The organism is Mesorhizobium sp. ESP7-2 (genome assembly GCF_020164715.1).
GTDB lineage: Bacteria > Pseudomonadota > Alphaproteobacteria > Rhizobiales > Rhizobiaceae > Mesorhizobium.
Map to the genome: position 1 here is coordinate 1 of NZ_JAIUGQ010000039.1, position 25,727 is coordinate 25,727.

Consider the following 25,727-nt stretch of genomic DNA (forward strand, 5'->3'; position numbering starts at 1 on the left):
CGTTGCAATGCAGGTGTAGACCTTCAGCATGCTTTTTTCTCGAAGCCCGCACACACTTGCAAGAAAAATGCGCTTGAATAATGAATAAGCGCTTAAACTGCTTGCGCACTGTTTAAGAAATGATTTGTTGTTGCTATAAATAACTCATCTGACCAGCAGCGACGATGCTTCTCATGCAGGCGGGCGTGGCAGACGCTCCAAGGCGGTGTCTGAGGCCGGGCGCCGCGACCGGCGACGGCTATGGCGAGAAGAACCCGCGCCGGCTGCGCAACGGCTACCGCGACCGCGACTGGCCGCGGCCGATGTTGTGGCTATGGTTCGTGATCCTGCCAGAGCCGAAGCGCTCCGAGCCCAAGGCGTGACCTCCGGCAGGGGGATTACAAGAGGCGCTGTTCGATGACAGCCAGACCCTAAGTCGTCCATCCGCCGAGCCACTACCTCACTGGAACGCGCGGTGGCCGATGCGATGTAAGAATAATCTGGTTTGGGGAGCCGCTTCGGCTCGGCGCCTGCTGGGAGGGTCGGGGCGCACCCGCATATCGAACCAGCAAACTGAACTGGCCAGCAATGATGTTTGTAAACTGGCGAGAGGCGTCTCGACGGCGCTGCCATTCGCGATCGCTGGATGGAGATCGATAGCCGCGTCTAAGCTTAGCAGTATGAAAGGGCCGGACGACGACCGGTGACTATGTAAGATCACCGGCTAGCCGCCATTCGGCGAAACCAGTTGGCGACGGTGAGACTACTGGATCAGCCATGAAAAGGCACGCCGCAAAAAGGCTTCGCCACCCGTCCTGACAACCTCACCATGCGCCACGACGACGTGCTCGGGATGGTTTCCGATCAACTCACGAATCTTTGGGCGCGCGGTTGCACGGTTGCGGAAACTGATCCGATAGTCGATCGGCGGATAGCCCCAGCCTTCGACCATTTTCGAAAGGTTGGCGATTGGCCGCATCCACCAAGGCCAATGGCGTTTCAAGAACGTCTCGCTGAAGGTCTGCGAGAGGTCGGCGATGATGGCGGTGCGCGACGCGCGGTGAAAGAAGATCAGCTCGTCCATGAAAGGCGAATTGGTGAAATAGAACTGGTCGATCTGGCCGTTCCATTCGGCTGGCGGATTATCGGCCAGCGCCCCGGAAAAGCGGAGTTCCCTGCACTTGGCGATTGTCTGCGCCGTCGCCCATAAATTCGCGTCTGGGAATGCGGCCTGCCACTCGCCCAGAAACAAATAGTGCAGCTTGTTGGGGCTGACGATATTCCGAACAGGGCCAAGCGCCCGAATCTCGTCCTCAATCGCTGCCGTCCTTTCGACAGGCGACCATAACCACAGCCCCCCATCGGCAAGACGCACGACGACCATGCGTGTCGGATAATCGAAGCCTTTGAATGAGACTACCCCGCCATCCGCAAACCATAGGTTCAATCCCAGCGGCTCCAACATGGTCGGGAAGTCTAATCCGCCCGATGGACGCTTTCCACCCCCTGAAGGAGCTAGAAGCGCGATTGCAGCGATATCGAAAACGGCCGTCCGACACGGCCGCAGCTTGCTGTCGATTGCTTGCCAGGTCGAAAAATGCACGATCGCGCAGGCGTCCCTCTCCGTCGAGGAAGAAGCCGATCGCTTAGATCCGTTTCTGAGTAAGTGGTCGCTTTGTACGAATGGTTTTGCCAGCGTTCCATGCTGCGCGACCGTGCATGCTAGGATCATAGTGTAAAGAACCCGTCATCGTTCTCCTTGGCCTAGATTGGCTGAAGACGAAAACCGATTGAGGTGTGAAGCTCTGGGCTCTATGCACGTTTAACTCCCAGTCGGTCGACCTACTCGCCGACAGTCTCGAGCCATCCTCCCCGAAAGCCGGCCCCGCGCAGACCGCGAACAACATGCTTGCAGCCGCGCATCAGCCGCCAAAGAAAATCGGATCGGTGATTCTCCACCATCAGCACGATCGGCCCCTGGTTCAGCCCCAGATGATCCGGAGCCACCCAGCCGGCAGGATCTCCGTTGTCTGGCGAAAGCGTCGGGTTGAAACTCGCCTTGAAACCGTAGGAATTTTCGAGATTGAGGTTGATATCATGGAAATGGCGCAGCGCTGGCAGGACGATCTCCGGAGCAAAAGGCAGTGATGCCGCGACTGCCCAGGGCGACAGAGTGCCATCGTCGGGTCCGAACGGCACGCCGCGGGCGCGATAGCCGTAGAACCGCCGCTCGACCCCGCCGATCCGTCGCGTCTGCCATCCTGGCCCGTCGCTGGCAGTCACGCCCCAGCTGTTCTCGTGATAACCGGAAAATTCCATCGAATTACGGGACGCGTATTCGCGCTGGACATAAGTCGCCGTCCGGCTGTTCTCGAAATAATCGCTTTTGTGGTCGCGCATGAAGCGGTCGCGGATGCCGCGGAAGTCGAGCCAGACATGCGACAACTGATGGATGAACAGCGGTCCTGCATAGACGAACTCGTGGCCGTAGATCTTCTTCCAGCGGTAAGTTGACAGCCACGCCTGGTAGCTTTCAGGCGGCAGGCAATGCGTCGGCGAGCCGATGCCGAGGACATAGAGGATCAACGCTTCGTCGTAGCCTTCCCATCGGTAGCCAAGGAATCCTTTTTCCGGCGTCCAGCCATGGGCCACGGTGGCGCCGCCATTGCGAGCCCAGTCCCAGTCGACGCGCTCGTAAAGCGCCTCCGAGAGGGTGCGGATTTCCGTTTCGTCCTCGGAGTTCTCCCGGAAATATGCGCCTACCGTCAGGATGCCGGCGATCAGAAGCGCGGTGTCTATCGTGGACAGTTCGCAGCGCCAGACGCGCCGTCCCGTCTCCATGTCCAGGAAATGGTAATAGAACCCCTTGTAGCCGGTGGCATCCGGTCCGGTTCCTTGCGTGCCCTTCCAGAAGAAGCGCAACGTGGCCAGCGTCCTCGCGCACGCCTGCTCGCGTGTCATGAAGCCGCGCGCCACCCCGACCGGATAGGCCGCGAGCGCGAGCCCGACCGCCGCGATGCTGGCGGGGGAGCCTTTTCTGGATCTGTCGGCAACCAGCCCGTTCGCCTCATTTGCTTCGTAGAGGAAATAGGCGAATGACTTGCGCTGGAGCGCCGCCAGCAGGTCCTCGCCGACCGGCATCTGGTCCGGATCGGCTTTCATTGACCGAGCCTGGATGGAAGAGCGACCGTCACTGCGGCGACCGATTGCGGCGGCATAGAAATCTCGAAGCTCGCCGTGTTGGCGTCGTTCTTGATCTCGATCGGTTCGCCCCGGAGCTCTGACCGTCTCTTGAGTTCATCGACCGACGCTGCGTCCAAATATTCCGGCTCGCCCAGTTGTTCCCAGTGGCGCTTGGCATTGGCGTGCTCGATATCAATGCGCTGAACCGAGGCGACCATGCCCGGCGGCGCGGATTCAAGCGCGAAGAGAACCTGCTGCGTTTCAATCGGGTGGCGTGGCAGTCCAAAGTTCGTCAGCACCACCGTGGAGCCTCGGTCGCCGTGCACGAGCCAAGCATCGACGGTTTCATGGCTGCCCTCGACAGGCAGCATCTGCGTGCCCAGTCGATGCAGCAGCTGGAATGCGCGATACGCGGGCTTGGCGATCCCGTGGATGTTGAGCAATCCGAACCCTCCCTGGAAGGCGACGGAAGGTAAATAGTTCTCCTCGAAAATGTCTGAGAACGTCCAGTAACTATACCCCTGAACGAGCCCTCTCGCCTCCATGACCGTCTTGACGATGAACGCGGCGGCATAGGGGTCGTCGTGCATGGCGTCGCGCGGGTTCGACGATGTGCACCATTCCGTGTAGTAAAGGGGCAGATCGCCCGCTTGCTTGCGCGCGATGCGGGCTTCGTCGCGCAAGGCGCTGCGCCTGCTCGCGGCAAGCTGTGCCTCGCTGTCGTCGCCCGGCTTGCCGAAGTCATCGGTTGGGTAATGATGCGTGCTGACGAAATCGGCTGGAAGATTGCTGGTCCGGCAATAGTTCAGAAAATCCTCGATCCACGCATTGTCGGCTGTCGCGGGGCCGCCGACCTTGAGCATCTTGTCGACGCCTTTAATGGCTTCGACGGTGTAGCGGTACAGCTCGAAGTAGTCGCTCTGCTTTCCGCTCCCGAAGGCAGCGAGGTTCGGTTCGTTCCAGACCTCGAAGAACCACTGCCGCACCTCGTCCAGGCCGTAGCGGTCCACCCAGTGGCTCACTAGCTTTCGGATCAGCACCGCCCATTGCGCGTGGTCCTTTGGTGGCGTGACATTGGCACCATAATGGAAAACCGTTTGATCGCCCGAGGCCAGGGCGGATGGCATGAAGCTCAGTTCGACAAAGGGCCTCATGCCAATGGAAAGAAGAAAATCGAAAATCTGGTCTGCGTTGAAGAATGAATAGAAGAATGTGTCACCTTCGGCGACGAGCGTCCCCATGTTGTCGCATAAGATACCGTGGAACCTGACATGCCGCATGCCCAACTCGTCATGCGTTTGCTTCAACTGAGTTTGCCAGTCGGCGCGCAGCGCAAGCGTAGCATGGCCGCTGCCTACCGTGTGCTCCCAGAAATGCGGAAAACTGGTCGCGGGTCCGTTCAGGTCGCTCGAAAACATAGCCGTCATAGGAGCCGCTCCTTGATCCGGTCCGCGACACGGAGCGCGTTGGCGATGATGGTCAGTGTGGGATTGACCGCGGCGATCGACGGAAAGAAGCTCGCATCTGCGAGGTAGAGGTTGTCGAGTTCATGCGCCTTGCAGTCGACGTCGAGGACCGACACTGCGGGATCAGTGCCGAAGCGCGCGGTTCCTGCCTGGTGCGCGGTTCCGGCAATCGGGATGTCCTGGCTGAGATAGAGCTTGCGTTCCAACAGCAGCGGATGCGCCCCAGCCTTGCCCAATATTTGCTTGAGCTTCTGCCGGAGCCGGCGGTGCGCCTCCTGATCGCCGTCGGCGAGGTCGAGGACGACCCGCTCGCCATCGTAGCGAATGCGGTTCTCCGGGCGCGGAAGATCCTCGCTCGACAGCCAGAAATCCATCGAGTGCCGCGCCATTTCATCGAACGGCATCTTCGGGAACCATTCCAGCCACTGGGGCAGCACTTCGCCCCTGATCTGGGCGCCATGCGACGTCGCGCACATCTGGATCAGGCCGAGCGGGTAGCCCCAGTCATCTTCTGACTCGAAGTAGAAATCAGAGACGGCGAGAGTCTTTTGGAAAATGGTTTCGTTCGGCTCAAGCATCAGGGCCATCAGCACGGATTGATTGTGCCGCATGTAGTTGCGGCCGACCTGGCCGGAACCGTTGGCCAGGCCGTCGGGATGCTTGTCGTTCGCGGAGCGCAGCAGAAGCAGCGCCGAGGATAGCGCGCCGCAAGCGACCACCACAATGTCGGCCGTATAGTGCTCCTTCTCGCCGTAGCGAGTCACGGCCACGTCATTGATCTTCCTGCCCGTCGCATGAGTTCCGAGCCTGGAGACGTAGGCATTGGTGAGCAGCATCAGATTGGGATGCGCCTTGAGCGCCGGATCGACGCATACGACCTGCGCGTCCGCCTTGCCGTTCAAGAGACAGGGAAATCCGTCGAACGCATCGCAGCGAATGCACGTGCTGGTCGGCGTGACCTTGCCATCCTCCTCATGGAGGAGGATGCCGAGCGGCAGATGAAACGGTCGCAATCCGCCGGCCGCCAAAGCGTCGTGCAGCGCCTGGATGCGCGGCTCGTGTGAAACGGGCGGATAGGGAAAAGGGCCGCTCGACGGCGGTTCGGTCGGGTCTTCGCCGCGTTGGCCGTGAACGTGAAAGAGCCGTTCGGCCTCGGCGTAATAGGGTTCGAACGCTTCATATCCCAGCGGCCAGGCGGGAGATATGCCGTCCTTGTGGCGAAGCTCGCCAAAATCGCGTTCGCGCATTCGAAGGAGCGCCGCGCCATAGACCTTCGAATTGCCTCCGACATAATAATGCAGGCCGGGGCGAAAACTTTTGCCGTCCTTGTCATACCAGATGTCGTTCGCCTGATAGGCGGCATCCACGAACACCGCCTGCGCATCCCAGTTGGCGCGCGAGCGCGGCAGATAGCCGCCGCGCTCGATGAGCAAGATGCGCTTCCCCGTCGGCGCCAGACGTTGCGCTACCGACGCCCCGCCGGGACCGCTGCCAATGACGATGACGTCAAAATGGTCTGTCATCGCGTTTTTAACCGTTGGTCGAAAAGCCCGGAAAGAGGGTCATGCCGCCATCGACGAAGAGCGTGGTGCCCACGACGTAGTCGGACTCGTCGGATGCCAGCCAGACGGCCGCCCGCGCGATGTCTTCCGGCAGCCCGATCCGCCCGTAGGGGATCAGCGTCAGCAGGCTCTTCAGGGCCTCTGGCGTGTCCCAGGCAGACGTGTTGATGGGTGTCCGTATCGCGCCCGGCGCAATGGCGTTGACGCGGATGCGTTTGGGGGCAAGCTCCTGGGCCATGCTTTCCATCAGCAGTTTGATGCCGCCTTTCGAGCTGGCGTAATTGGCATGGCCGGCCCACGGTATCTCCTGATGCACCGAACTCATGCAGATGATCTTGCCGGCCGCGCGCGAGACGGACGAAACGACCCCGCGGCGCAGGAATTCGCGCGTCGCGGCCCGGGCGCAGAGAAATTGTCCGGTCAGGTTGACAGCGAGGACCTTGTTCCACTCTTCCAGCGTCATCTCGGCAAAGGCGCAATCGCGTTGCAGGCCGGCATTGGCGACGAGAATGTCGATAGTGCCGAATTCGCGCATGGCGCGCTCGAACATTTCCTCGACCTGATTTTCCGCCGAAACATCAGCCTTGTGCGCGATAGCCTTGCTGCCGGCCTGATGAAGTTGATCAACGACGGCGTTCGCGGCAGCTTCGCCTTCGACATAGTTCACCACCACATCGGCACCCGCCCTTCCGAGGGCGATGGCGACGCTCTCGCCGATACCGGAGCTGGCCCCGGTTACGATGGCTTTTTGCCTGGCCAATGGCTTGAACTCGGGCATGGCGGACTTCGAACCAGATGCCAATATTGCAGACCCTGAAAACTGCGCGGATGCGAATGAACGCCTCGGAGAAGCAAAAGGTCCGCTCGTTTCGTTACATCGCGATACATGTTCGGGAACAATTTTGTGATGCGTCGGTTCCGAACCAATTGGATGCCTGAACGTATATCCACGGTGACGCGGCCCTCTCGCCCATGGAGTCCGACGCGGCCATGCGCTGCTCGGCGGGGGTGCCGCCCGTGCATCGAAAGGGTTGTCCGATGCCCGTCCTGATCGCTCTCGCGGTGCGCTGTTTGTTGATAGGGCTCTTTCTGCCGTTCAGCGCGTTGGACAAGGCGCTGAACTTCAGGCTGGCGATAGATCAGGCATCCCAGGCGGTTCCAAACCGCCCGCTGGCGGCGGCTTTGATCGCCTGCGGATTTTGCGTCGAGGTCTTCATGTCGCTCGCCATCTTGGGCGGGGTCGCCGATCGACTGGCAGCCTTGATCCTGGCTGGCTACTGCCTCATCACGGCGCTGTTGTGGAAACAGTTCTGGCGCCAGCCCGACTTTCGGCTGAAGGGCAAGAGCAGCGGCCGGGAAGTCTTTTGGGATTTCCTCAAGAACGTCTCCCTTGCCGGCGGCTTTCTTCTTCTCGCCTTCGGGTCGAATGCCGTCGGCGTCGAGCATTTCCTGCGTCATCCGCTGGCCTCCTCAAACCCTTATCAGCTGGTTCCAGGAGAAGCGAAATGAGCGCACGGCCAACGGTTCATTATTGCCATCTATGGACGGACGACGATGGCATCAGCCGTCAGACCCAATGCGCGATGACGGAGTTCGACCTGAAGTCGATAGCGCCACCCGCCGATCCGCAGTGGCAGGGCAAAAAATCGAGCGGTCGGATGACGACGCTTGTCACCGTGCTGCCTGTCGGCTGGATCGGCACATGGCACGAGAACCCCAAGCCGCAATGGATCGTTCCCCTCTCGGGCCGCTGGTTCGTCGAATCGATGGACGGCGAGCGCGTCGAGATGGGGCCAGGCGAATTGTCTTTCGGCGGCGATCAGAACTGCCGGGAGGTCGACGGCAAGCGCGGTCACCGATCCGGGACGGCGGGCGATGCGCCTGCCGTGTTGATGGTCGTTCAGTTGGAAGACGTGCCCGCGCCATCTCGGCCTTGCGAATTCAGATAGTGCGATGAAGAATTTCGACATCATCGATCGACGGTTTTCCCATTATATCCTCGAGAATGCGCCGCTCGAGGAACTCGCCAGCGGATTTCGCTGGATCGAGGGGCTGGTGTGGATGGGCGACGCAAACTGCCTCCTGTTCCAGGATCTGCCGCGCGACCGGACCATGCGCTGGATCGAAGACGCAAGCGTATCCGTCTATCGCGCTCCCTCGGGCTACGCCAACGGGCAGGCGCGCGACACACAGGGCCGCCTGATCTCCTGCTCGCACCGCAAGCGGTGCCTGCTTCGGACCGAATGGGACGGCACGGTCACGCGGCTGGTTGATCGGCACGACGGTAAGCGCCTCAACGCGCCGAACGATGTGGCCGTGAAGTCGGATGGCTCGATCTGGTTCACCGATCCACTTTACGGCATTCAGACCGACTATGAAGGCGGCTGCCAGCCTTCCGAGCAGCCGCCTGCGCTGTATCGGTTCAATCCGCAAACCAAGCGGATCGCCGTTATGTCCGGCGATTTCGACGGTCCGAATGGCCTCGCATTTTCCCCTGACGAAAGACGTCTCTACGTTGCCGAAACCGGCGATCAGACCACCGACGATCCCAAGCAGTACATCATGGCCTTCGATGTCGCGCCGGACGGCGCGCTCGGTAGCGGCGAAATCTTCCATAAGATAGAGCCCGGCTATGCTGACGGGCTGTGCGTCGACGGAGACGGCAACCTTTGGTCCAGCGCGGCGGACGGTGTTCACTGCATCGCGCCGGACGGCAAACTGCTCGGGAAGATCTTGGTCCCGTACCGCGTTTCCAATCTGACGTTCGGCGGCCCGTTCCGGAACAGGCTCTTTATTGGCGGCTCTCACACGCTTTATGCCATCTTCCTCAATCGCCGCGGGATGTCGTGGCCATGACCGCCGACGCGCCGTCCATCGAGAGGATCGCCTGTTTCAGCCTTACGACGGCCGATGCCGAAGGCGCCGCCCGGTTCTACGAAAAAGCTTTCGGCTGTCGCCTGTTCGCAAAGGAGCGCCTCGGCGGCCCGCAATTCGAGCAACTGATGGGCGTGAGCGGCGCCGCGGACCGGATCACGCTTGGCATTGGGCGCCAGACCATCGAACTCCTGCAGTTCGATCTGTCGGGCGACCCTTATCCGTCGGGATCGTCTGCTTCGGACCTGGTGTTCCAGCATTTTGCGATCGCTGTCACAGATATGCACCAAGCCTTTCAACGGCTTTCGACCGTGGCGGGCTGGACGCCCATCTCCACGGGCGGGCCGCAGCGCCTGCCGGCCTCGTCCGGTGGCGTTACTGCGTTCAAATTCCGAGATCCGGAAGGCCATCCGCTTGAGTTTCTCCAATTCCGCGGAGGCGGCGACTCGCGCTGGCCGGCAAGCTCGCCTCACGAACCGTGTGTGGGGATCGATCATTCTGCGATAACAATCTCCGACACCGATGCCAGTGTCGCCTACTACGAGAACATCGGCCTTAGCGTGTCCGCGCGCTCGTTCAACCACGGGATCGAGCAGGAAAGGCTTGACGACGTGCAAGGCGCCGAGGTCGACGTGGTTGCGCTCACACCGGTTACCTGCATTCCGCATCTTGAACTGCTATGCTATCGCAAGGCTCAGCGGGCCCCGCTTGTTCATCCTGCACCTCCCCCAAAAGCCAACGATATTGCCAGCACACGTGTTGTGTACGAGGCTGGCAGAGCATGGAGTGCTGCGGATAGGGGTGTAACGCGCGCCATGCGCGACCCGGACGGCCATGCTTTCGTGATAGCTTCTCCAAACGCATGAATTTCGCCTCGCCAAGACTCCGGCGAACCTGGTGACGTGTTGATGTGGTTTGAGCCGTGATACCCGCCCCAGGCCTCGGCTGTCACGTATGGCCTTACATCGGAGCTTGTGCAAAATGGGCAGGGATCCCACCAGCTGTCTCCCTCAATAACGGCGATTCCAGCTTCTAACGGCGTTTAATTCGTCGATGCAGACCGGGCCGGATGCCGCCCGGGAAAATGGCATCCAACAACGGGGAAGCGTTTCGGCGGATTGACAATCCTTACTGGCCGCAGCCGTCAATCCCAATCCTGATCAGGTGTGGCGGGACGGCGTGTCGAGGCTCGGGTGTGGAAGTGTATCATTTTAACACAATCGTAAATTTGTAGACTCCCGCGATGCATCGGCAGCTAGTGTCTCCGTCCAGGCTAAGGGTGGGAAAGCTGCGGACCCGGGAGGAAAACGATGTCTGTCCAAAAAGGCGACTTTCGAACGAACAGAGCCGACTATTTGATCGCAGCGGCGAAAGGCCGATCGGCCGTTGATCTCGGCCGCGATGAGATGCTGGAAAGGAAGTCTCTGTGGCTACGAGATCCGCGTACCGCCAGATTCGGCGCGAATCCGCGTGATAGCGCTCCGGGATCGAGCGGCAGACCCCGCGGCAATTAGCAGCTCTGGTACTTCCGGCACACCCTGCCTTTGTGCTACCCCAGCTTCGTCCTTATGGATGCCTGCCGATCATTCAGGCAGGGGCGTATATTTGTCGTCAGCCGGTGCCGTGTTTCGTTTCCGAGCCCCCGCCGATTAGGTCCGCTGGCACACCCCAAACCCGACGGCTACCGGGCCGCTCCCGTATCGGCACCAACTAGCGAAGCAGAGTTGGGGATTGCGCGAGAGCAAGCGACGGATGCGTGCGGCATGCGCGACTTACGTTGCACGGTGCAAACCGCCCTCAGCCCCTCTTGCCGCAGGATCGGCCGCCGTCCTTCCCTTCAGGCGGCTGCCGTGGGGCGCCCCTGCTTGCGTTCCACACCAACGCTCTAGTCTGCTCGTCTCCGCTAATGCAGCGCGGGCTGGGACGCCCCATCCGCGTAAATGTCGGCTTGGTCGAATGTCTGCCATATTTGGGGTAGACGCTGCGGCACTTGGGGAGAAATCAAATGCCCGCACTCACCTTGGCAGTCGAGATTGCAGACGCGGTTGCAGCGGCAAAGAAGCGTCGACAGTTTTCGTTTGACCTGCAATCCAAGGCAAAGGAACTGGCGATGGCTCACCCAGATGCGGAAGCCAGCGTCGGTGATGTGACAGATGTCCTCGAAGAGGAGAGCTTGGCCGCTGGCATTGTTCTGTTTTCCGAGCCTGGCAGATAGCCGGCCACAGCAGCGTTGGCCCGTGCTGGTAGCTGAGCACGGGACGAGCGGAAAACCTTTAGCGGCTCTCGCCGTCAAACTTAAACTTGCCATTGCAGACGTAACGATTCCGGCCACTTCCTCACGGTTGCGACCAGTGATGGGGTCGGTCATCTTAGTGCCATTGATTATCACTGTCACGTTGACCGAGCCGAACAGTTGCTCACGCCAGACTTCGGAATGTAGCGGCATGCAGGGAAGGACACGGCGAGGCGAAGGGGTGTCCCATTGGTCCCTATCAAGGAGTGCAGGTGATTTCACCGGAGACGGCTATGCCCGCCTTGTTTGAGCGCAGATCATAGCTGCCCAGCGGAAGCGCAAGTTCGGCGGCAAGTTTCTTCAGCTTTTAACGAGCTGTCGTGTGAAAACGTCTCTTATGCTGCTCGTCATAGGAGCAACTTCTGTTCCAGTCGAACATGTCGGCCTCCATGAAACGAAACAGGCCCGGCGATCGCTCGCGACCCCAGGCCCATCATCGGTTGGTTTTATCCGGTGAAACGATCAGGCGGCCGCGCGCCCCTCGATGACATCGGCGCCGATCTCGTCGGCGGAGACCTCATCGAGATAGGCGCGGCCGCAGGAGTTGCCGGCAAGCCAGTGCTCGGCCGCCTCGCTGTTTTCGGCCAGATGCGGAAGCTCCGGGCTGTCGCCGAGGGCCTGCAGCACGCGGACCATGTCGATTTCGGGGGCCTGGCTGATGTGCCGGGCCTGGTGCGGAACGGGAGGGCCTATTCGGCAGCCTGGAGGTGGTCCGTCTCGTCGCTGTCGTCGATGGTCACCGGCTCATCGGAGGACGCACCCGCACCCTCGGCGAGAAAGGCTGGCAGTTCGGCGGCATCGCCATCGAGCGCCGCCTCGTCCGGCAGCTCGCCGGCGACGGCGTCGCCGGTATCGTCAGCCACTTCGTCGACGTCGAGGCGCAGCGGCTCGGGCAGCCAGTTCGATCCTTCGAGAAGACGGGCGGCTTCACGCGCCACGATGTCCTTCTTCATGTGATCGATCAGCTGCGCGGAGTCCGCGCCACGGGCTTCACGGACAGCCTGCAGGATCCGCGCCTGGTGAGGCGAACGAGGAACTCGAAGATCGGGGCAACCGGCTTGGCCTTGCGCCCCATCTTGTTGAGCGCCCAGTCGAATTGCGGCGTATTGACCGCAGGCAGGTCGACCATCGTCAGGTGTACATCGAGCTTGTCGTGGATGATCTCGGAACGCAGACTGTCGGTAAACCCGCTGATCGCTGCTTTGGCGCCGCAGTAAACCGATTGCAGCGGCACGGAACGATAGGCCAGTGCCGACCCGACGTTGACGATGGTTCCGCGATTTCGCACGCGCATTCTCTTCAGCACCGGGCCATCATACCATGTACCTGTCCGAGGTAAGTCACCTTGGTGCCGCGCTCGACCTCTTCGGCAGTCAGCTTGGCGACGGGGGAAAATATCGTCGCCATCGCGACATTGACCCAAATGTCGATTGGACCGAGCTCCGCTTCGACCCGATCCGCGGCCGCCTCAACCGCGGCAGGATCGTGACATCCGTCGGAATCGGCAGCGCGTTTACGCCGTACCGCCGCACATCATTGGCTGCCCGCTCAAGCCGCGCGGCATCACGCGAAAGCAGGCCGACATCGAAGCCCTCTCGAGCAAACTCCTCGACGGTGGCGCGACCGGCGCCCGCGCCGGCACCTGTGATCACCACCACCTTGGCCATACATCCTCTCCTGGATATGGCCATCTAACGACGGGTTCGGAGTGTTGTTCCGGGCCGAATGGCGAAAATGGGCCACGGCGGAAACATTGGCGTCGTGCGCCGTTTAGGGATGGACAGCGCTGAGCGCCGCCTTGCCGCCGGGAGGATGGGTTGCTTGAACACTATCATTTGATCGCCATCGGCAGCTGCCTAGGCTGTGCTTCGTTCGCCTATGCGCCCGCGCCAACCGGAAAGCGCCTGATCCTCGAACGATTACCTACCGGGCGAGGAGGCTGACTGGAGCGCGCAGGCTGCCTTGGTCGACGGCAGGTACCAAGTCGGCCCACGCGCAGGTAATCTACATCGATCCAATGCTGGCGAAAACACGACAATGTGAAGCTGGTGACCAATGCCGACGGCCAAGAGGAACCCTGCCGTCCATGTAATAGACGTGGCTATCCGGATGGGGCAGGTCCTCAGACTGCAGGCAGAAGTCCATAGAATGGCGCGCGAACTCGCTGAACGACATGTCCGGCAGCCTGAAGCAAACCAATCCCGGAGTGAAGCGCAAGCTGAAGGCGGTTTTGTCGGATCGGGTGGTCGGCCGTCGCTCGATCTCACCCTGGCTCCGCCACTTGTCAAGTCATCCCAAATAGCCCTTCGGGAGCTTTGTGCGCCTGCGTCAGATGGCGCTTTCGCGTTGCGTAGTTGAAGGAGAGCCTCTCGTGTTCGTATCGTTCTTTCCCAGGCCGCGCCTGTTCTTCCTCTCGGCTTTTTTGTGGACCGTCCTCGCCATGACGCTGTGGTATGTCGTCGGCAAGGACGCGGGCGCGTCTATAGGCCTGCCGCCGCTTCCGCCCGGGACGATGCCGCGGGTCGATGCCTCGTATTTCTGGTCCGGGCCATTTCTTTGGTTTGATATCTATTTCGCGATCGCATTAGGCATATTCGCGGCATTCTGGATGTTTATGGCGCCGCACCCTTGGGCGCTCTGGTCCATTCTCGGTTCCGCCCTCATCATTTTCACCAACTACATTCAGGTTGAGGCCAGCGTCGCGATCAACAATTGGTACGGACCTTTTTACAATCTGATCGAGGCCGCCTTGTCCAGATCGGCGCCTGTCACTTTGGCCGAGTTCTACACAAAGATCGGCGGGCTCGCGGGCATCGTCGGCGTCGGTGTCGGCGTCGGCGTGCTGACGCGCTTCCTCGCTAGTCACTACATCTTCCGCTGGCGTACGGCCATGAACAGCTACTACATGGCGCATTGGAGCCGGCTGCGCACCACCGAAGGTGCCTCGCAGCGCGTGCAAGACGACACAATGCGCTTCGCCTCGACGATAGAAAGCCTGGGCATCAATTTCATCGAGTCGGTCATGACGTTAGTCGCCTTCCTGCCCGTCCTGCTCCGCCTCTCCGCCGATGTGACCGAACTGCCGCTCATTGGGCACGTGCCTTATGCACTCGTCGTCGCCGTTGTCGTCTGGTCTATTTTCGGAACGGGTTTGCTCGCTCTCGTCGGCATCCGCTTGCCGGCGCTACAATTTCGTAACCAGAGGGTTGAGGCGGCCTACCGCAAGGAGCTTGTTCATGGCGAGGATAGCGCCGAGCGGGCGCAGCCGGCGACGATCGCGGAACTCTTCTCGCACATCCGGCGCAATTACTTTCGACTTTATCTCAACTACGTTTACTTCAATGTGGTTCGACTGACTTATTTACAGGTAGATAACATCTTCCCCTACGTCGTACTGGGACCAAATATTGTGGCTGGCAAAATCACGCTAGGTGCCATGAACCAGATTCTGAACGCCTTCCTGCAGGTACGTACGTCTATGCAGTTTCTGATCAATTCGTGGACGGTGATCGTGGAACTCTTGTCCATCTACAAGCGCCTGCGCGGCCTTGATGCCAATATCCGGGGCGAACGCCTGCCCAAGATTGACCGGCGCTTCCGCGAGGATCCTCTCGAGACTCCCTGGTGACCTCGGCTAGTGACCATCACCGTTGATCTGCTGCGACGTCAAGGAGTTCGGATCGATCTCCCGCTGCTTCAGCATGTACCGGATCTGCTTCGGCCCCTTGTTCAGGAAGACGCCCGTCAGCAGGGACAGAATCCAGAAAGGCGCGCCGAAGAGGCTGCCTGTGTGGTCTCCGGTTTAGGAGTCACGTCAGGGTCGGGCGCTTTCGTGCGCTCTGCCTTGAGCTGGATGCGGATGCGGACGTCGTCGGACTGCGGCGTGTCGTCGAGCTGACTCTGGATCTCCTCGAGGATCTCGGCACCCTGCTCGCAAGTCCCGCTGCTCTTGTGATCGCGGATGAAGATTCTGTAATAGCGCATGATCATTGCCCCGAGGCGTTCGCGGTTCGCTTCCCGCTGTGCCTGCCGCCTCGCCTTGTTTACAGCCTTGAAGAGGCTGGACATGCGCTCGAGAAAGATGTCGATGACCACAGCGTTTAGCAAGTGCTCTAATTGCCATTGCTTTGCACAGCCAGATTTCCCTCTCGGCGAATTTGAGGAGGCGAGCAATGGAAATCGTGCATTCCTGTCGCGGCTGAAATTTGCCTGGCTGATTGGCTGGCACATCCTGCTGCCGGCAATTACCGTCGGAATGGCCTCGTTCATCGCGATGACAAAGTTGCCGGAAAGGGGCGTCGCGACTTTCCTTTGAAGACGCCGCTGAGCTGAAGTCAAACACCAAGCGCAATATTGCGGGCTCGATCAAACTCGTTCTGGCCGGTGTTCTTGCGTTATCTCGGCCTGCCGCCATTCTCTGAATCAAACGGTGGCCTAGTTTATTGGAACGCTGACATTCGTGATGTCCAGATTGCCAAGCCGATGATGACAATCAATATCCAGAAGAGCGAATTAAAAAGCATGCGAACAAGGTCGCGGTTTTGCTCCTTGGTGACGCCAAGTCGATCCGAGATAATGTCGCCCGGCGCGATAAACAGCCAGAGTATGAATCGACCGAGCCTTCCCATGTCCCGTTCCTCGCCGCTTCAGCCAGACACCAAACCACCAAGCTCCGTGCAAGTCGAGCGTGGTCATACTTGAATCTCTCGTTCAGATGCACATCAGTCCTTGGCACCGGAAAATCAGCAAGGCTAAGAACAGATTGCCGCCGCTCCGTTGCGCGGCACGCCAACGGCGTCGCCTCATGCCAACGGAATTTCGGGCGTGACGCCGTTTAACCAAGGCGCAGCTCGTTAAGCGTCAAAATCGTGTCTGGATGCCGTTTCATTCCCGACGCGATGCCAACGCAACCATGCATGGCATGTTGCGCTTCATCTCGGGCCGCATAACCGGTCCCGAACGACGTGATCTTGCAGTCCGTCAGGCAACTACCCAGCAACTACCCTTGCGGCATTGACTCCCGACAGGGCCAGCGTAGGCTGGAGGGCACTCAGCGCGTCGGTCGTCTGGCATTGCCGTGACCGGGGGGAAGCCCATGATCGATCAGGTAGCGGGACCTTCTGCTACGGCTTTGCCTCGGCGCGATGTTCATCGCCCACGCGATGCTCAAAGTCAGGGTTTTCACCATTCCCGGCACCGTTGCCTTTTTCAAGTCGCTTGGGCTGCCCGGCTGGCTGGCCTATGTGACGATCGTGGCGGAACTGGGTGGCGCGGCCTGTCTCATCCTGGGCATTTATCCGCGCTATGTCGCCCTGCTTTTGGTGCCGCTCATCCTTGGCACCGTCGTCACCGTGCACGGCAAAAAGGGATGGCTGTTCAGCAACACCGACGGCGGCTGGGAATATCCGGCGTTCTGGGCTGCGGCTCTTTTTGCAGTGTTTCTTCTGGGCGACGGAGCAGCCACGCTGGTCGCATCGCCTTATTTCGGGTTTTGACGATTTGAGGCGATAGTCAAAGCAGCGATTGTGCGTTGCGCTTAGCGAGGACAGGTCGTGGAAAGGCTTGCCGATTCAATCGATCCACCGAATCCTAGCCGGCGACTGATGCTGTTTGGGCTGGTTTCAGCCTATACGGCCTCTTTGATACCGTGGGCATTGGCCCAGGAGGAGACCGATGCGGATAGCGGTGCTTTCCTGGCGGTTTCCGCCATTCTGGTCGGCCGCCAGTCGCTCGATCAGGCGCAAGCCCGACGCTTATACGCAGCGCTTGTCGCCGACGAGCCCGGGTTTCCTGCGGCCGCCAAGGCGCTGCTCGACACAATCGAGCAGCGCAAGATCGATCCCATGCAGTTGCAGAAGATTCTCAACGACGAAAATTCGCCGCTCAAGCTTGTGCCCTGGCGGATCGTGACGGCCTGGTACATGGGCATCGTCGGCGACGGCGCGAAGGCGCGCTGTCTCGCTTTTGAGACGGCACTCAACGCGCAGGCAGTTGCCGATGTGTTGAAGCCGCCGACCTACGCCTATGGGGCCTATGGCAGCTGGATCAGAAAACCGATCTGAGGGAATATGATGGCCGACATCCTGTCAGCGGATTTTATCGTCGTCGGCTCGGGGATCATCGGTTCACTGGTGGCGCACAAGCTGGCGCTCGCGGGTGCGTCGGTGATCATCCTCGAAGCGGGCCCCCGCGTCACCCGCGGCGAACTGGTGGCGCGCTTCCGCAACTCCACCCGCCGCAGCGACTGGATGTCGCCATATCCGCCCGCCTCCTGGGCGCCGCACCCGGTTTACCAACCTGAGCCGAACAACCATCTCATCCAGGCCGGGCCATATCCCTACGCGGCCGAGTACATCAGGCAGGTCGGCGGCACGACGTGGCATTGGGCGGCGCATGCCTGGCGCAACGTACGCAACGATTTCAGGATCAAGAGCCTCTATGGTGTCGGCGTCGACTGGCCGATGAGCTACGACGACCTCGAACCATTCTACCAGGAGGCGGAGGAGATCATGGGCGTTTCGGGTGCGCCCAACACCGGTTCGCCGCGCAACAAGCCGTTTCCGATGGAGTCTGTGGCCGAACCCTATGCCATGCGCCGCCTGCGCGAACGGCTTGTCTCCGACTATCCGGTCGTGTCCAATACCACGGCGCGCAACAGCCGCCCTTATGACGGCCGGCCAGCCTGCTGCGGCAACAACTCCTGCCAGCCGATCTGCCCCATCGACGCCCAGTATCATGGCGGGCTTGCCGCGGCGGCCGCCGAAGCAGCTGGTGCAAGACTGATCGCCAACGCCAATGTCTACAAGCTCGAACATGACGAAAAGGGTCGCATCGCGGCGGCACTCTACTACGATTCCGACAAGGCCTCGCATCGGGTGACTGGCAAGACCTTCATCGTCGCCGCTAACGGCATCGAGAGCCCGCGCCTGTTGCTCCTTTCGGCCAGCGACAAGTTCCCGAACGGCCTCGGCAACAGCTCCGACATGGTCGGGCGCAATTTGATGGATCATCCCAGCACGTCGCTGACCTTCGACGCGGACGAGGACGTGTGGCTGGGGCGCGGGCCGCAAAGCCCAAGCTCCATCAACACCATGCGCGACGGCGCGTTCCGCTCGGAACATGCGCCTTACCGGCTCGATTTCACCAATATCTCGCGGGTCGACGGTGCGACGAAGAGCCTGATAGCAGCGGGTGTCTACGGCGCTGAATTGGAAAAGCGCCTGCGCTTCAGCGCGGCGCGCGAGATGAACGTGAAGAACGTGCTCGAAGTCCTGCCGGACCCTGAGCACAGGATCACGCTCAGTTCGGAAAAGGACGCGATGGGCATCCCGAAGCCCGAGGCGCATTATGCGATCGCCGACTATACCGTGCGGGGCCATGAGCGATCCCAGCAGGATTTTCGGCGCATTGCCGAGCTGATGGGCGGCACCAATCTGCGCTTCAGCAAGAACGGAGACTTCGCCAACAACCAGCATATTTGCGGCACGTTGAGCATGGGCAGCGACCCCAAGACCTCGGTCTGCGACGGCTATGGTCGCGCGCACGATCACGAGAACCTGTTTCTCGCCAGCACCGGTGTGCTGCCGACAGCGGCGACTTGCAATTCGACGGAAAATGGCCTGGCGGTAGCACTGCGCTCGGTTGCGCACATATTGGGACAGCAAGCGGCCTCGACCGGCGCTGCTGGCGGCGCGGCAAAATCATGAGCCGCGCCATGCCTCGCCTGTTTCGCCGCTCAGGTGTTGCCTTGGCGCTGTCGATTGCCGTGAACCCTGCTCTTAGCGCGGATATGGATCAGATTGCCCGCGGCAAGTATATCGCTACTGCCTCCGATTGCGTGGCCTGCCACACCGCTCCCGGCGGCGCGGTGATGGCGGGCGGCCTGCCGCTTGCAACGCCGATCGGGCCCATTATGTCAACCAATATAACCCCGTCGAAGGAAAACGGTATCGGCAGCTATACGCTGGAGCAGTTCGGCGCGGCGTTGCGCAAGGGCGTGCGTGCCGACGGCAAGCATCTCTACCCGGCCATGCCCTATACGGCCTATGCACTGCTGTCGGGCGACGACGTCGAGGCACTCTATGCGTTTTTCATGAACGGCGTGGCCCCGGTCGAGACTAGCCCCGCCGAAACGAAACTGCCGTTTCCGTTCAACATTCGCCTGTCGATGGCGGCCTGGAACCTGCTGTTCCTCGACAACGGCCCTTACAAGCCCGATCCGGCGCATGACGCCGAATGGAACCGCGGCGCCTATCTGGCGCGTGGACCCACGCATTGCGGTACCTGCCATTCGCCTCGCAATCTATTCATGGCGAAAAAGACCTCCAGCGAAATGGCCGGCGGCGATGTCGGCTTCTGGCATGCACCCAACATCACCTCCGATGCCAACAGTGGTGTGGGCGGGTGGAGCGTCGAGGAACTGGTCACTTACATGCGTGACGGCCATGCCGCCGGCAAGAGCCAGGCGGCCGGTCCGATGGCGGAAGCGGTAGACAACAGCTTGCGATTCCTGATGCCTGAAGATTTGCAGGCGATCGCGGTCTACGTGAAATCCATACCGGCGGCTCACGATGCCGTCGACACGAAGCCGGTCTTTGCATGGGGCAGTCCTTCGGACGAACTGGAGAGTATCCGCGGCTTTGCGTTGCCGCAGGATCGCGACAAAATGAGCGGCCCGCAGCTCTACGACGCCTATTGCGCGAGCTGCCATCAGGCACAAGGGCAGGGCAGTTTCGAAGGCGGTCTGCCGCCGCTGCTGCACAACACCGCGCTCGGCCGAGAAAATTCCAACAATTTGGTGATGGTGATGCTGGAGGGCCTGCGTCGCCAACCGGACGTTCTGATGCCCGGCTTCGCGAAGGAACTTTCGGATACGCAAATTGCCACGCTGGGCACCTATCTGATTCAGCATTTTGGCAACCCGGCGGCCAAAGTGGACGTTGGGCAAGTCTCGGAGCTGCGCGCCGGCACGCAGAAATCCATGCTGGTTCCGGCCATACGAGTGGCCATGGTCGTCGGCGCGCTGGTGCTGATCGGGCTTGTCGTCCTATGGCTGCGTCGGCGAAGAAATAGGGCCGTTGTGGTCCAGCATTGAGCGGAAGTCACGGTGTGACATGACGCTCTCAACCCTGTGCATGTCGCCCAAATACTGATCTGCTTTGGGATGAGGGGATGCATAAAAACAAAGACCCAAGCCGCGTCGAATGAATCCGTTCAGATGCGATGGCCTGGCGGAGATGGTGATGGCCCTGCCGGAACAGTTCGATGCCCTGGTTCTCGGAAGCGGCGAGGGCGGCAAGTATCTCGCGTGGCACCTGGCAAAATCAGGGCGTCGGACCGCGGTCGTGGAACGAAGATGGATTGGCGGTTCCTGCCCCAACATCAACTGCCTCCCCAGCAAGAATGAAATTTGGAGCGCGAAGGTCGCGGATCTGGCGCGCCATGCCGCTAAATTCGGCACGCGGACTGGTGCGGTTACGGTCGACATGGGCAAAGTCCGCCAGCGGAAGCGTGACATGGTCGAAGGCCTGATCGCGATGCATCTGCAAAACTACAAGGCGAGCGGCGCCGAACTTGTCATGGGTAGTGGTCGCATGGTGGAATCGAAGACGATCGAGGTAGGCCTGAACGACGGTGGAACACGCGTCCTGAGTGCTGATCAAATCTTCCTCGATGTCGGGACCCGCCCCGCGATCCCGGACGTGCCCGGCCTGACTGACGCAGCGCCGCTCACCAATATCGAGGCACTCGATCTCGACTATGTCCCTTCGCATTTGATCGTGCTGGGAGGCGGTTATGTCGGTCTCGAACTGGCCCAGGCCTACCGTCGCTTCGGCAGCCGGGTCACCGTCATTGATCGTGGATCTCGGCTGGCCCGCCGCGAAGATGCCGATGTCGGTGGCGAAGTAGAGCAATTCCTGGCCGCGGAAGGCATCCACATACGCCTGTCGACGGATATTCTCAGGGTGAAAGGTCAATCCGGTGGAACAATCAGCCTCGTGCTGCGCACGCCCTCGGGCGAGCGGACCATGGAAGGCAGCGACATTCTGGTGGCGGCCGGCCGCGTTCCCAACACAGCGGGAATCGGACTCGAAGCGGCGGGCGTCAAGCTCGACGATCGCGGATATATTCATGTCAACGAAAGGCTGGAGACAAGCGCGCGCAACGTATGGGCGATCGGGGAGTGTGCCGGCAGCCCACAGTTCACGCATGTCTCCTACGACGATTTCCGGATCATCCGCGATAACCTCGCTGGAGGAATTCGCACGACACGGGACCGGCTGGTCCCGTATTGCATGTTCACCGATCCGCCCCTCGCGCGGGTGGGTCTGAACGAAGATGAGGCGATGCGCAAGGGTATGGCGGTGCGGGTCGCGCGGCTTCCGATGAAGGCGGTGTTGCGCACGCGAACCATCGACGAAACCACGGGGTTCATGAAGGCGATCATCTCCGCGGATGACGACCAAATTCTTGGCTTTGTCATGGTCGGCCCGGAAGCGGGCGAGGTCATGGCCACGGTACAGACGGCCATGCTCGCCGGCCTGCCATACACGCACCTGCGCGACGCCATATTGGCGCATCCGACCATGGCGGAGGGCCTCGGTGCGTTGTTCTCGAATGTTGCGGCCCGCAACGGATCGTAGGCGCCACGAGAGGCCGGACGGTGCCCGGCGGAGGCCGTGGACATACCGCGACCGAGGATTCAGCGTGGCTCCTCATCGCTCGAATTATCTGTTTCAGCGCGCCGCTGCGCCGACAGATGGGCGACTGGCAGATGCCAGCCATGTCTGATCGCCATGAAGCGAAGGCCGAAACACAAGATTGCTCCGGCCAATGCCGAGATGCCATAGGAAAAACCGAGCATATTGCCGACGACGGCGATGGATGCACCGGCCAGTGCTGCCACAGCGTATAGATCGGAACGCAACACCTGTGGAATTTCCACAAGAAGAACATCCCGCAACATGCCACCACCGATGCCAGTCAACATGCCGAGCAGGGCTGACATTACCGGGCTTAATCCGAACTGAGTTGCCTTTTGCGCACCGGCGACGGCGAAAAGCGACAGTCCCGCCGCGTCGAACCACAGAACGGGTTCGCGCAGCCTGTCGACACCGGCATACCAGAAGGAAACGATGAGCCCGGCGAGAACCGAAACCAGCAGATATCGTCCGTCAGTCAGGGCCGCCGGCGGCACTGCGCCAATTAAGAGATCCCGGGTAATCCCACCGAAATTTCCGGCAACGAATGAGAGCACGAGAATGCCGAAAATATCGAGGCGCCGATTGACTGCCGCAACTGCGCCGCTGATCGCAAAGACGAAGGTTCCGACCAAGTCGAGAACGTGCACGAAGGTTCCAATGGCGACCATGCCGTTCCTACTCGTGAAGGCTAGGGTGCCAGACTGATACCGGTTTTCGGTAAATCCGGGCTCAATCAAGTACCCAATCTTCTTTGTCCATCTGAGGGGACGTTCGGCGGTCCAAAATGCCAGACCGCAAGCGCGAAACGACTTCAGAAAAGTTCGCATGCAAGCAAAAGGCAATCCCGACAACCACAATCCTGGCAGGCGAATGTCACGCCGCACCGAGCCAGGCCAACGTGCCAACGACCAACGCCTCGACGCCTGTTTCCAGGGTGGGATGCAGAACCGGCGCGAATTGCGGGCTGTGATTAACCGGCAGTTCGTTCAGCTTTCCCGCCGCCTTGGCCTTGGCATAGACTTTGGGATCATTGCCGCCCACGAACCAGAACACCGAGGGCACCTGCCATGCGGTGCCGAAGCAGCCAAAATCCTCGCTCGCTGGGGCTGGGCCGGTATGTTTCACCCGATCTGGCGAGAAATAACCGCGAAACGCCTCGGCGATGCGGTTGCTGGCGGCTTCGTCATTCACGTTAAGCGGGTAGCGGTCGAGCGGCGTTATCTCCGGCTTGCGCGGCGCGCCCGAGGCTTCGGCCTCAGCATTGACTATCCGCTCGATGGCGGCAAGCACATGCTTACGCACGCCAGCGTCGAATGTCCGCACATTGAGCTTGATGACGGCGTCGTCGGGAATGACATTTTCCTTGGTGCCCGCCTGCAGCACGCCAACCGTGACCACCGCCGCATCGTTGGCTGCAACCTCGCGGGAAACAACAGTCTGCAGCCGTAGCACGACGGACGCCGCCATGACGACGGGATCGATGCTGGCCTGCGGCATCGAGCCATGCGCGCCGCGCCCGAACAGGCGAATTTGCAGGCTGTCCGCCGCGGAGGTGATGGGTCCGGCGCTGCCGGCAACGGATCCGGAGGGACCGACCATGACGTGCTGGCCAAGCACGACGTCAGGTTGAGGAAAGCGTTTGAGCAGCCCGTCGTCGATCATGGCCTGGGCGCCCTGCGCGGTTTCCTCGCCCGGCTGGAAGACGGCCATCAAGGTGCCCTTCCAGGCATCGCGCGTCCGCGACAGGAGTGTCGCCGCCCCGACCAGCCAGGCCACATGCATGTCGTGACCGCACATATGGCCGACCGGCACAACATTGCCTTCGGCGTCCTTCGCCGTAACCTTGCTGGCATAGGCAAGGCCAGTGTTCTCCGCGATCGGCAGTGCATCCATATCGGCGCGCAGCATCACCGTCGGTCCTTCACCATTGCGAAGCAGTCCGACGACACCCGTCTTGCCGACCTCAGTCGTCACCTCGAAGCCAGCTTTTCTGAGCCTGTCGGCGGCAATGCCCGCGGTGCGCGTCTCCTGCATCGAGAGCTCGGGATGTGCGTGGACATCCTTGTAGAGCGCCTCAAGCTCGGGCAGCAGCTTGGTCATGTCCTTCAACATGGCGGAAACGCTTTTGGTGTGGACATGCTTTGTCATGACGGACTCCTGTTCGTCCTCGATGCCTCCCGGCTCTGAAACGGTCCGGCCAAGTCGCGATCATGATCACGACCATCCACAGCGGCGGCAAGGTGGATCTTCGCAATCAACTGATCGTGACCTTGTCTCGCGCCAACGTAGCTGCCGCACAATCAGGGTGACAATCGGATTCAACAGGCAAACAATGATTTTCTGGGATGCGGGGTTGGTTTTCGATCAGACACGGCTCGACGAAGCAGGAGACCCTTATGACTACGCACAAAGTGGGCTATCTCATCGGCAGCCTCGCCAAAGGCTCGATCAATCGCAAACTCGCCAAAGCACTGGTGCGGTTGGCGCCGCCCGAACTCGAAATGTCGGAGATCTCCTTCAAGGACCTGCCGCTCTATAGCTACGACTATGATGCCGACTATCCCCCCGCCGGCAAGGCGTTCAAGGCGGCCATCGCAGCCGTCAATGCTGTGCTGTTCGTCACGCCGGAATACAATCGTTCGATCCCGGGCGGGTTGAAGAATGCGATAGACTGGGCGAGCCGCCCCTACGGCACCAACTCGTTTGCCCGCAAACCGTCCGCAGTGATCGGCACGTCGCCAGGCGCAATCGGCACCGCCGTCGCCCAGCAGAATCTGCGCAGCGTGCTCGGCTTCTGCAACTCGCCCCAGATGAACGCCCCGGAAGCCTATATCCAGTTCACACCGGGGCTGATCACCGATGACGGCGAGGTCACCAATGACGGCACCGCCGATTTCCTGCGCACCTTCATGCAGGATTTCCACACCTTCATCGCGAGGGTTCGTTCAGTGCTGCCGAAAGATGCGTAGAGGCCGCTACAAGGGGCGCGTTATCCCTTGCCTTTCCATCTGTGGTCGATGTCTCTCTTGCTTTGTCCAAGCGGCGAGCGGACCATGGTATTGGTACCATGTGGGAATTCGCGGCCGAGCGTTAAGCCGCCGCGCCAAACGCTGCATATGCTGAAGGAACCGAACCCAGGATTCCTGGCAATGACTTGCCCGAAGCACAAGTAGCGCACGAGAGTTGACACCGTTGTCTTCTCCGCCTCAACGCGTGCGGTATTCGCCGCGGCAGGATCCGGGTCAAGGCTATTGCGCTCGGTCTGGTGCGTATGCCCACGGCCGCGCGTTAACTCAATGGTCCCGAATCCGTCTAGAGGACGCCGACGTGTTCGATGAACGTGAGCGGGTCTTCCTGCGATTCGGCAAGGCGATCCTTTCGCTCCGGTGCTGTTCAAGCACACACTTGAGCACTTCGCTGTGCAAGCGCTGGCCGATGCCATGATCGTTCTCGGTTTCTACAGAATACTATCTGGGTTCAGCCAGACTTCAACCTGCGCAACGATCCCGTGGAAGACCGGAATTGGGTCAAGGGCTGACCTGGAACGCGCACAATCTGCTGAAGGAACAGGATCATGAGCAAGAAGATCGGATCTATTGGCCTCGGAACGATGGGCTTCCCTATGGCCGTCAACCTCAAAAGGCCGGGTTCGAGGTGATCGGCTAAG

28 protein-coding genes are annotated in these 25,727 nt (G+C 60.6%); 15 read left to right on the forward strand and 13 right to left on the reverse strand.

What is annotated here, in order from left to right; genetic code table 11:
* The first annotated feature begins 185 nt into the window (after positions 1-185).
* On the forward strand, positions 186-362 hold the full coding sequence (locus LB543_RS27090) for a hypothetical protein (RefSeq protein WP_181183002.1): 177 nt from the start codon (positions 186-188) through the stop codon (positions 360-362).
* 380 nt (positions 363-742) lie between these two features.
* On the opposite strand, the gene LB543_RS27095 is transcribed toward LB543_RS27090, so the two are convergent.
* From LB543_RS27095 to LB543_RS27115, 5 genes are all read right to left on the reverse strand, one after another.
* Positions 743-1,444: a DUF4336 domain-containing protein gene (locus LB543_RS27095; protein ID WP_224616335.1), complete on the reverse strand. Its 702-nt coding sequence runs from the start codon at positions 1,442-1,444 to the stop codon at positions 743-745.
* Between the two features lie 377 nt (positions 1,445-1,821).
* Positions 1,822-3,141, reverse strand: coding sequence for a glucoamylase family protein (locus LB543_RS27100; RefSeq protein WP_224616336.1), 1,320 nt, complete (start codon positions 3,139-3,141; stop codon positions 1,822-1,824).
* Positions 3,138-4,589 carry a GH39 family glycosyl hydrolase gene (locus tag LB543_RS27105; protein ID WP_224616337.1) on the reverse strand — a complete coding sequence of 484 codons (1,452 nt, stop codon included), beginning with the start codon at positions 4,587-4,589 and terminating at the stop codon, positions 3,138-3,140. The genes LB543_RS27100 and LB543_RS27105 overlap by 4 nt, the downstream gene beginning before the upstream one ends.
* On the reverse strand, positions 4,586-6,151 hold the full coding sequence (locus tag LB543_RS27110; protein ID WP_224616338.1) for a GMC oxidoreductase: 1,566 nt from the start codon (positions 6,149-6,151) through the stop codon (positions 4,586-4,588). The genes LB543_RS27105 and LB543_RS27110 overlap by 4 nt, the downstream gene beginning before the upstream one ends.
* 7 nt (positions 6,152-6,158) lie before the next feature.
* Positions 6,159-6,968, reverse strand: coding sequence for an SDR family oxidoreductase (locus LB543_RS27115; protein ID WP_224616339.1), 810 nt, complete (start codon positions 6,966-6,968; stop codon positions 6,159-6,161).
* A 194-nt stretch (positions 6,969-7,162) separates the two neighbouring features.
* Between LB543_RS27115 and LB543_RS27120 the strand changes: the two genes are divergently transcribed.
* The 5 genes from LB543_RS27120 to LB543_RS27140 all read left to right on the forward strand — a co-directional run bounded on the left by LB543_RS27120 (position 7,163) and on the right by LB543_RS27140 (position 11,279).
* Positions 7,163-7,699 carry a DoxX family protein gene (locus LB543_RS27120; protein ID WP_224616340.1) on the forward strand — a complete coding sequence of 179 codons (537 nt, stop codon included), beginning with the start codon at positions 7,163-7,165 and terminating at the stop codon, positions 7,697-7,699.
* Positions 7,696-8,139, forward strand: coding sequence for a cupin domain-containing protein (locus tag LB543_RS27125; protein ID WP_140765815.1), 444 nt, complete (start codon positions 7,696-7,698; stop codon positions 8,137-8,139). Before LB543_RS27120 ends, LB543_RS27125 begins: the two co-directional genes overlap by 4 nt.
* Before the next feature lie 4 nt (positions 8,140-8,143).
* A complete protein-coding gene (locus LB543_RS27130) occupies positions 8,144-9,046 on the forward strand; it encodes an SMP-30/gluconolactonase/LRE family protein (protein WP_224616341.1) in 903 nt (300 codons plus the stop codon).
* Positions 9,043-9,930, forward strand: a complete 888-nt coding sequence (locus LB543_RS27135) for a VOC family protein (protein WP_224616342.1) — start codon at positions 9,043-9,045, stop codon at positions 9,928-9,930. Before LB543_RS27130 ends, LB543_RS27135 begins: the two co-directional genes overlap by 4 nt.
* A gap of 1,139 nt (positions 9,931-11,069) precedes the next feature.
* Complete coding sequence (locus tag LB543_RS27140; RefSeq protein ID WP_224616343.1) at positions 11,070-11,279, forward strand: hypothetical protein; 210 nt, start codon at positions 11,070-11,072, stop codon at positions 11,277-11,279.
* Positions 11,280-11,819: 540 nt separating this feature from the next.
* Here LB543_RS27140 and LB543_RS27145 read toward each other — a convergent pair.
* The 4 genes from LB543_RS27145 to LB543_RS27160 all read right to left on the reverse strand — a co-directional run bounded on the left by LB543_RS27145 (position 11,820) and on the right by LB543_RS27160 (position 13,024).
* A complete protein-coding gene (locus LB543_RS27145; protein ID WP_181178856.1) occupies positions 11,820-11,993 on the reverse strand; it encodes a hypothetical protein in 174 nt (57 codons plus the stop codon).
* Between the two features lie 53 nt (positions 11,994-12,046).
* Positions 12,047-12,310 carry a hypothetical protein gene (locus tag LB543_RS27150; protein WP_224616344.1) on the reverse strand — a complete coding sequence of 88 codons (264 nt, stop codon included), beginning with the start codon at positions 12,308-12,310 and terminating at the stop codon, positions 12,047-12,049.
* An 8-nt stretch (positions 12,311-12,318) separates the two neighbouring features.
* Positions 12,319-12,645 carry an SDR family NAD(P)-dependent oxidoreductase gene (locus tag LB543_RS27155; protein ID WP_210243088.1) on the reverse strand — a complete coding sequence of 109 codons (327 nt, stop codon included), beginning with the start codon at positions 12,643-12,645 and terminating at the stop codon, positions 12,319-12,321.
* An 85-nt stretch (positions 12,646-12,730) separates the two neighbouring features.
* The gene (locus LB543_RS27160) at positions 12,731-13,024 is read right to left on the reverse strand and encodes an SDR family NAD(P)-dependent oxidoreductase (protein WP_210243089.1); all 294 of its coding nucleotides are present in this window, start codon (positions 13,022-13,024) and stop codon (positions 12,731-12,733) included.
* Positions 13,025-13,728: 704 nt separating this feature from the next.
* On the opposite strand from LB543_RS27160, the gene sbmA reads away from it, so the two are divergent.
* Positions 13,729-14,985 (forward strand): peptide antibiotic transporter SbmA, encoded by a 1,257-nt coding sequence (gene sbmA / locus LB543_RS27165; RefSeq protein WP_224616345.1) that lies wholly within the window; start codon positions 13,729-13,731, stop codon positions 14,983-14,985.
* Between the two features lie 116 nt (positions 14,986-15,101).
* Here the strand turns inward: sbmA and LB543_RS27170 are convergent, their stop codons facing one another.
* Complete coding sequence (locus tag LB543_RS27170) at positions 15,102-15,452, reverse strand: hypothetical protein (protein ID WP_140812122.1); 351 nt, start codon at positions 15,450-15,452, stop codon at positions 15,102-15,104.
* On the opposite strand from LB543_RS27170, the gene LB543_RS27175 reads away from it, so the two are divergent.
* Entirely contained in the window at positions 15,445-15,672 is a 228-nt protein-coding gene (locus LB543_RS27175) for a cytochrome ubiquinol oxidase subunit I (protein WP_224616346.1), read from the forward strand. The genes LB543_RS27170 and LB543_RS27175 overlap by 8 nt on opposite strands.
* Positions 15,673-15,796: 124 nt before the next feature.
* Here LB543_RS27175 and LB543_RS27180 read toward each other — a convergent pair whose 3' ends face one another.
* Entirely contained in the window at positions 15,797-15,985 is a 189-nt protein-coding gene (locus tag LB543_RS27180; protein ID WP_140765855.1) for a hypothetical protein, read from the reverse strand.
* Between the two features lie 492 nt (positions 15,986-16,477).
* Between LB543_RS27180 and LB543_RS27185 the strand changes: the two genes are divergently transcribed.
* The 5 genes from LB543_RS27185 (at position 16,478) to LB543_RS27205 (ending at position 22,000) form a co-directional block, all read left to right on the forward strand.
* Positions 16,478-16,852 (forward strand): DoxX family protein, encoded by a 375-nt coding sequence (locus LB543_RS27185; RefSeq protein WP_224616381.1) that lies wholly within the window; start codon positions 16,478-16,480, stop codon positions 16,850-16,852.
* A gap of 108 nt (positions 16,853-16,960) precedes the next feature.
* Positions 16,961-17,419 (forward strand): sugar dehydrogenase complex small subunit, encoded by a 459-nt coding sequence (locus LB543_RS27190; protein ID WP_140764079.1) that lies wholly within the window; start codon positions 16,961-16,963, stop codon positions 17,417-17,419.
* Positions 17,420-17,428: 9 nt separating this feature from the next.
* Complete coding sequence (locus LB543_RS27195; protein WP_224616347.1) at positions 17,429-19,063, forward strand: GMC family oxidoreductase; 1,635 nt, start codon at positions 17,429-17,431, stop codon at positions 19,061-19,063.
* On the forward strand, positions 19,060-20,451 hold the full coding sequence (locus tag LB543_RS27200) for a c-type cytochrome (RefSeq protein WP_224616348.1): 1,392 nt from the start codon (positions 19,060-19,062) through the stop codon (positions 20,449-20,451). Before LB543_RS27195 ends, LB543_RS27200 begins: the two co-directional genes overlap by 4 nt.
* A 148-nt stretch (positions 20,452-20,599) precedes the next feature.
* The gene (locus LB543_RS27205) at positions 20,600-22,000 is read left to right on the forward strand and encodes a mercuric reductase (protein ID WP_140764081.1); all 1,401 of its coding nucleotides are present in this window, start codon (positions 20,600-20,602) and stop codon (positions 21,998-22,000) included.
* A gap of 59 nt (positions 22,001-22,059) precedes the next feature.
* Here the strand turns inward: LB543_RS27205 and LB543_RS27210 are convergent, their stop codons facing one another.
* Together LB543_RS27210 and LB543_RS27215 are read right to left on the reverse strand one after the other, a co-directional pair.
* Positions 22,060-22,728 (reverse strand): trimeric intracellular cation channel family protein, encoded by a 669-nt coding sequence (locus LB543_RS27210; protein WP_140764082.1) that lies wholly within the window; start codon positions 22,726-22,728, stop codon positions 22,060-22,062.
* Positions 22,729-22,933: 205 nt separating this feature from the next.
* Positions 22,934-24,208 carry a M20 family metallopeptidase gene (locus LB543_RS27215; protein WP_224616349.1) on the reverse strand — a complete coding sequence of 425 codons (1,275 nt, stop codon included), beginning with the start codon at positions 24,206-24,208 and terminating at the stop codon, positions 22,934-22,936.
* Positions 24,209-24,456: 248 nt separating this feature from the next.
* On the opposite strand from LB543_RS27215, the gene LB543_RS27220 reads away from it, so the two are divergent.
* Together LB543_RS27220 and LB543_RS34235 are read left to right on the forward strand one after the other, a co-directional pair.
* On the forward strand, positions 24,457-25,029 hold the full coding sequence (locus LB543_RS27220) for an NADPH-dependent FMN reductase (protein WP_224616350.1): 573 nt from the start codon (positions 24,457-24,459) through the stop codon (positions 25,027-25,029).
* A 605-nt stretch (positions 25,030-25,634) separates the two neighbouring features.
* On the forward strand, positions 25,635-25,718 hold the full coding sequence (locus LB543_RS34235) for an NAD(P)-binding domain-containing protein (RefSeq protein WP_411908791.1): 84 nt from the start codon (positions 25,635-25,637) through the stop codon (positions 25,716-25,718).
* The last annotated feature ends 9 nt before the right edge of the window (positions 25,719-25,727 follow it).

Excerpts from the sequence above, each read along its gene's own strand:
- LB543_RS27095 (WP_224616335.1), bottom strand. The coding sequence starts at position 1,444 with ATGTTGGAGCCGCTGGGATTGAACCTATGGTTTGCGGATGGCGGGGTA.
- LB543_RS27100 (WP_224616336.1), bottom strand. The coding sequence starts at position 3,141 with ATGAAAGCCGATCCGGACCAGATGCCGGTCGGCGAGGACCTGCTGGCG.
- LB543_RS27105 (WP_224616337.1), bottom strand. The coding sequence starts at position 4,589 with ATGACGGCTATGTTTTCGAGCGACCTGAACGGACCCGCGACCAGTTTT.
- LB543_RS27110 (WP_224616338.1), bottom strand. The coding sequence starts at position 6,151 with ATGACAGACCATTTTGACGTCATCGTCATTGGCAGCGGTCCCGGCGGG.
- LB543_RS27115 (WP_224616339.1), bottom strand. The coding sequence starts at position 6,968 with ATGCCCGAGTTCAAGCCATTGGCCAGGCAAAAAGCCATCGTAACCGGG.
- LB543_RS27120 (WP_224616340.1), top strand. The coding sequence starts at position 7,163 with ATGGAGTCCGACGCGGCCATGCGCTGCTCGGCGGGGGTGCCGCCCGTG.
- LB543_RS27125 (WP_140765815.1), top strand. The coding sequence starts at position 7,696 with ATGAGCGCACGGCCAACGGTTCATTATTGCCATCTATGGACGGACGAC.
- LB543_RS27130 (WP_224616341.1), top strand. The coding sequence starts at position 8,144 with ATGAAGAATTTCGACATCATCGATCGACGGTTTTCCCATTATATCCTC.
- LB543_RS27135 (WP_224616342.1), top strand. The coding sequence starts at position 9,043 with ATGACCGCCGACGCGCCGTCCATCGAGAGGATCGCCTGTTTCAGCCTT.
- LB543_RS27140 (WP_224616343.1), top strand. The coding sequence starts at position 11,070 with ATGCCCGCACTCACCTTGGCAGTCGAGATTGCAGACGCGGTTGCAGCG.
- LB543_RS27145 (WP_181178856.1), bottom strand. The coding sequence starts at position 11,993 with ATGGTCCGCGTGCTGCAGGCCCTCGGCGACAGCCCGGAGCTTCCGCAT.
- LB543_RS27150 (WP_224616344.1), bottom strand. The coding sequence starts at position 12,310 with ATGAAGAAGGACATCGTGGCGCGTGAAGCCGCCCGTCTTCTCGAAGGA.
- LB543_RS27160 (WP_210243089.1), bottom strand. The coding sequence starts at position 13,024 with ATGGCCAAGGTGGTGGTGATCACAGGTGCCGGCGCGGGCGCCGGTCGC.
- LB543_RS27175 (WP_224616346.1), top strand. The coding sequence starts at position 15,445 with ATGACCACAGCGTTTAGCAAGTGCTCTAATTGCCATTGCTTTGCACAG.
- LB543_RS27180 (WP_140765855.1), bottom strand. The coding sequence starts at position 15,985 with ATGGGAAGGCTCGGTCGATTCATACTCTGGCTGTTTATCGCGCCGGGC.
- LB543_RS27190 (WP_140764079.1), top strand. The coding sequence starts at position 16,961 with ATGCTGTTTGGGCTGGTTTCAGCCTATACGGCCTCTTTGATACCGTGG.
- LB543_RS27195 (WP_224616347.1), top strand. The coding sequence starts at position 17,429 with ATGGCCGACATCCTGTCAGCGGATTTTATCGTCGTCGGCTCGGGGATC.
- LB543_RS27200 (WP_224616348.1), top strand. The coding sequence starts at position 19,060 with ATGAGCCGCGCCATGCCTCGCCTGTTTCGCCGCTCAGGTGTTGCCTTG.
- LB543_RS27205 (WP_140764081.1), top strand. The coding sequence starts at position 20,600 with ATGGCCCTGCCGGAACAGTTCGATGCCCTGGTTCTCGGAAGCGGCGAG.
- LB543_RS27210 (WP_140764082.1), bottom strand. The coding sequence starts at position 22,728 with ATGGTCGCCATTGGAACCTTCGTGCACGTTCTCGACTTGGTCGGAACC.
- LB543_RS27215 (WP_224616349.1), bottom strand. The coding sequence starts at position 24,208 with ATGACAAAGCATGTCCACACCAAAAGCGTTTCCGCCATGTTGAAGGAC.
- LB543_RS27220 (WP_224616350.1), top strand. The coding sequence starts at position 24,457 with ATGACTACGCACAAAGTGGGCTATCTCATCGGCAGCCTCGCCAAAGGC.
- LB543_RS34235 (WP_411908791.1), top strand. The coding sequence starts at position 25,635 with ATGAGCAAGAAGATCGGATCTATTGGCCTCGGAACGATGGGCTTCCCT.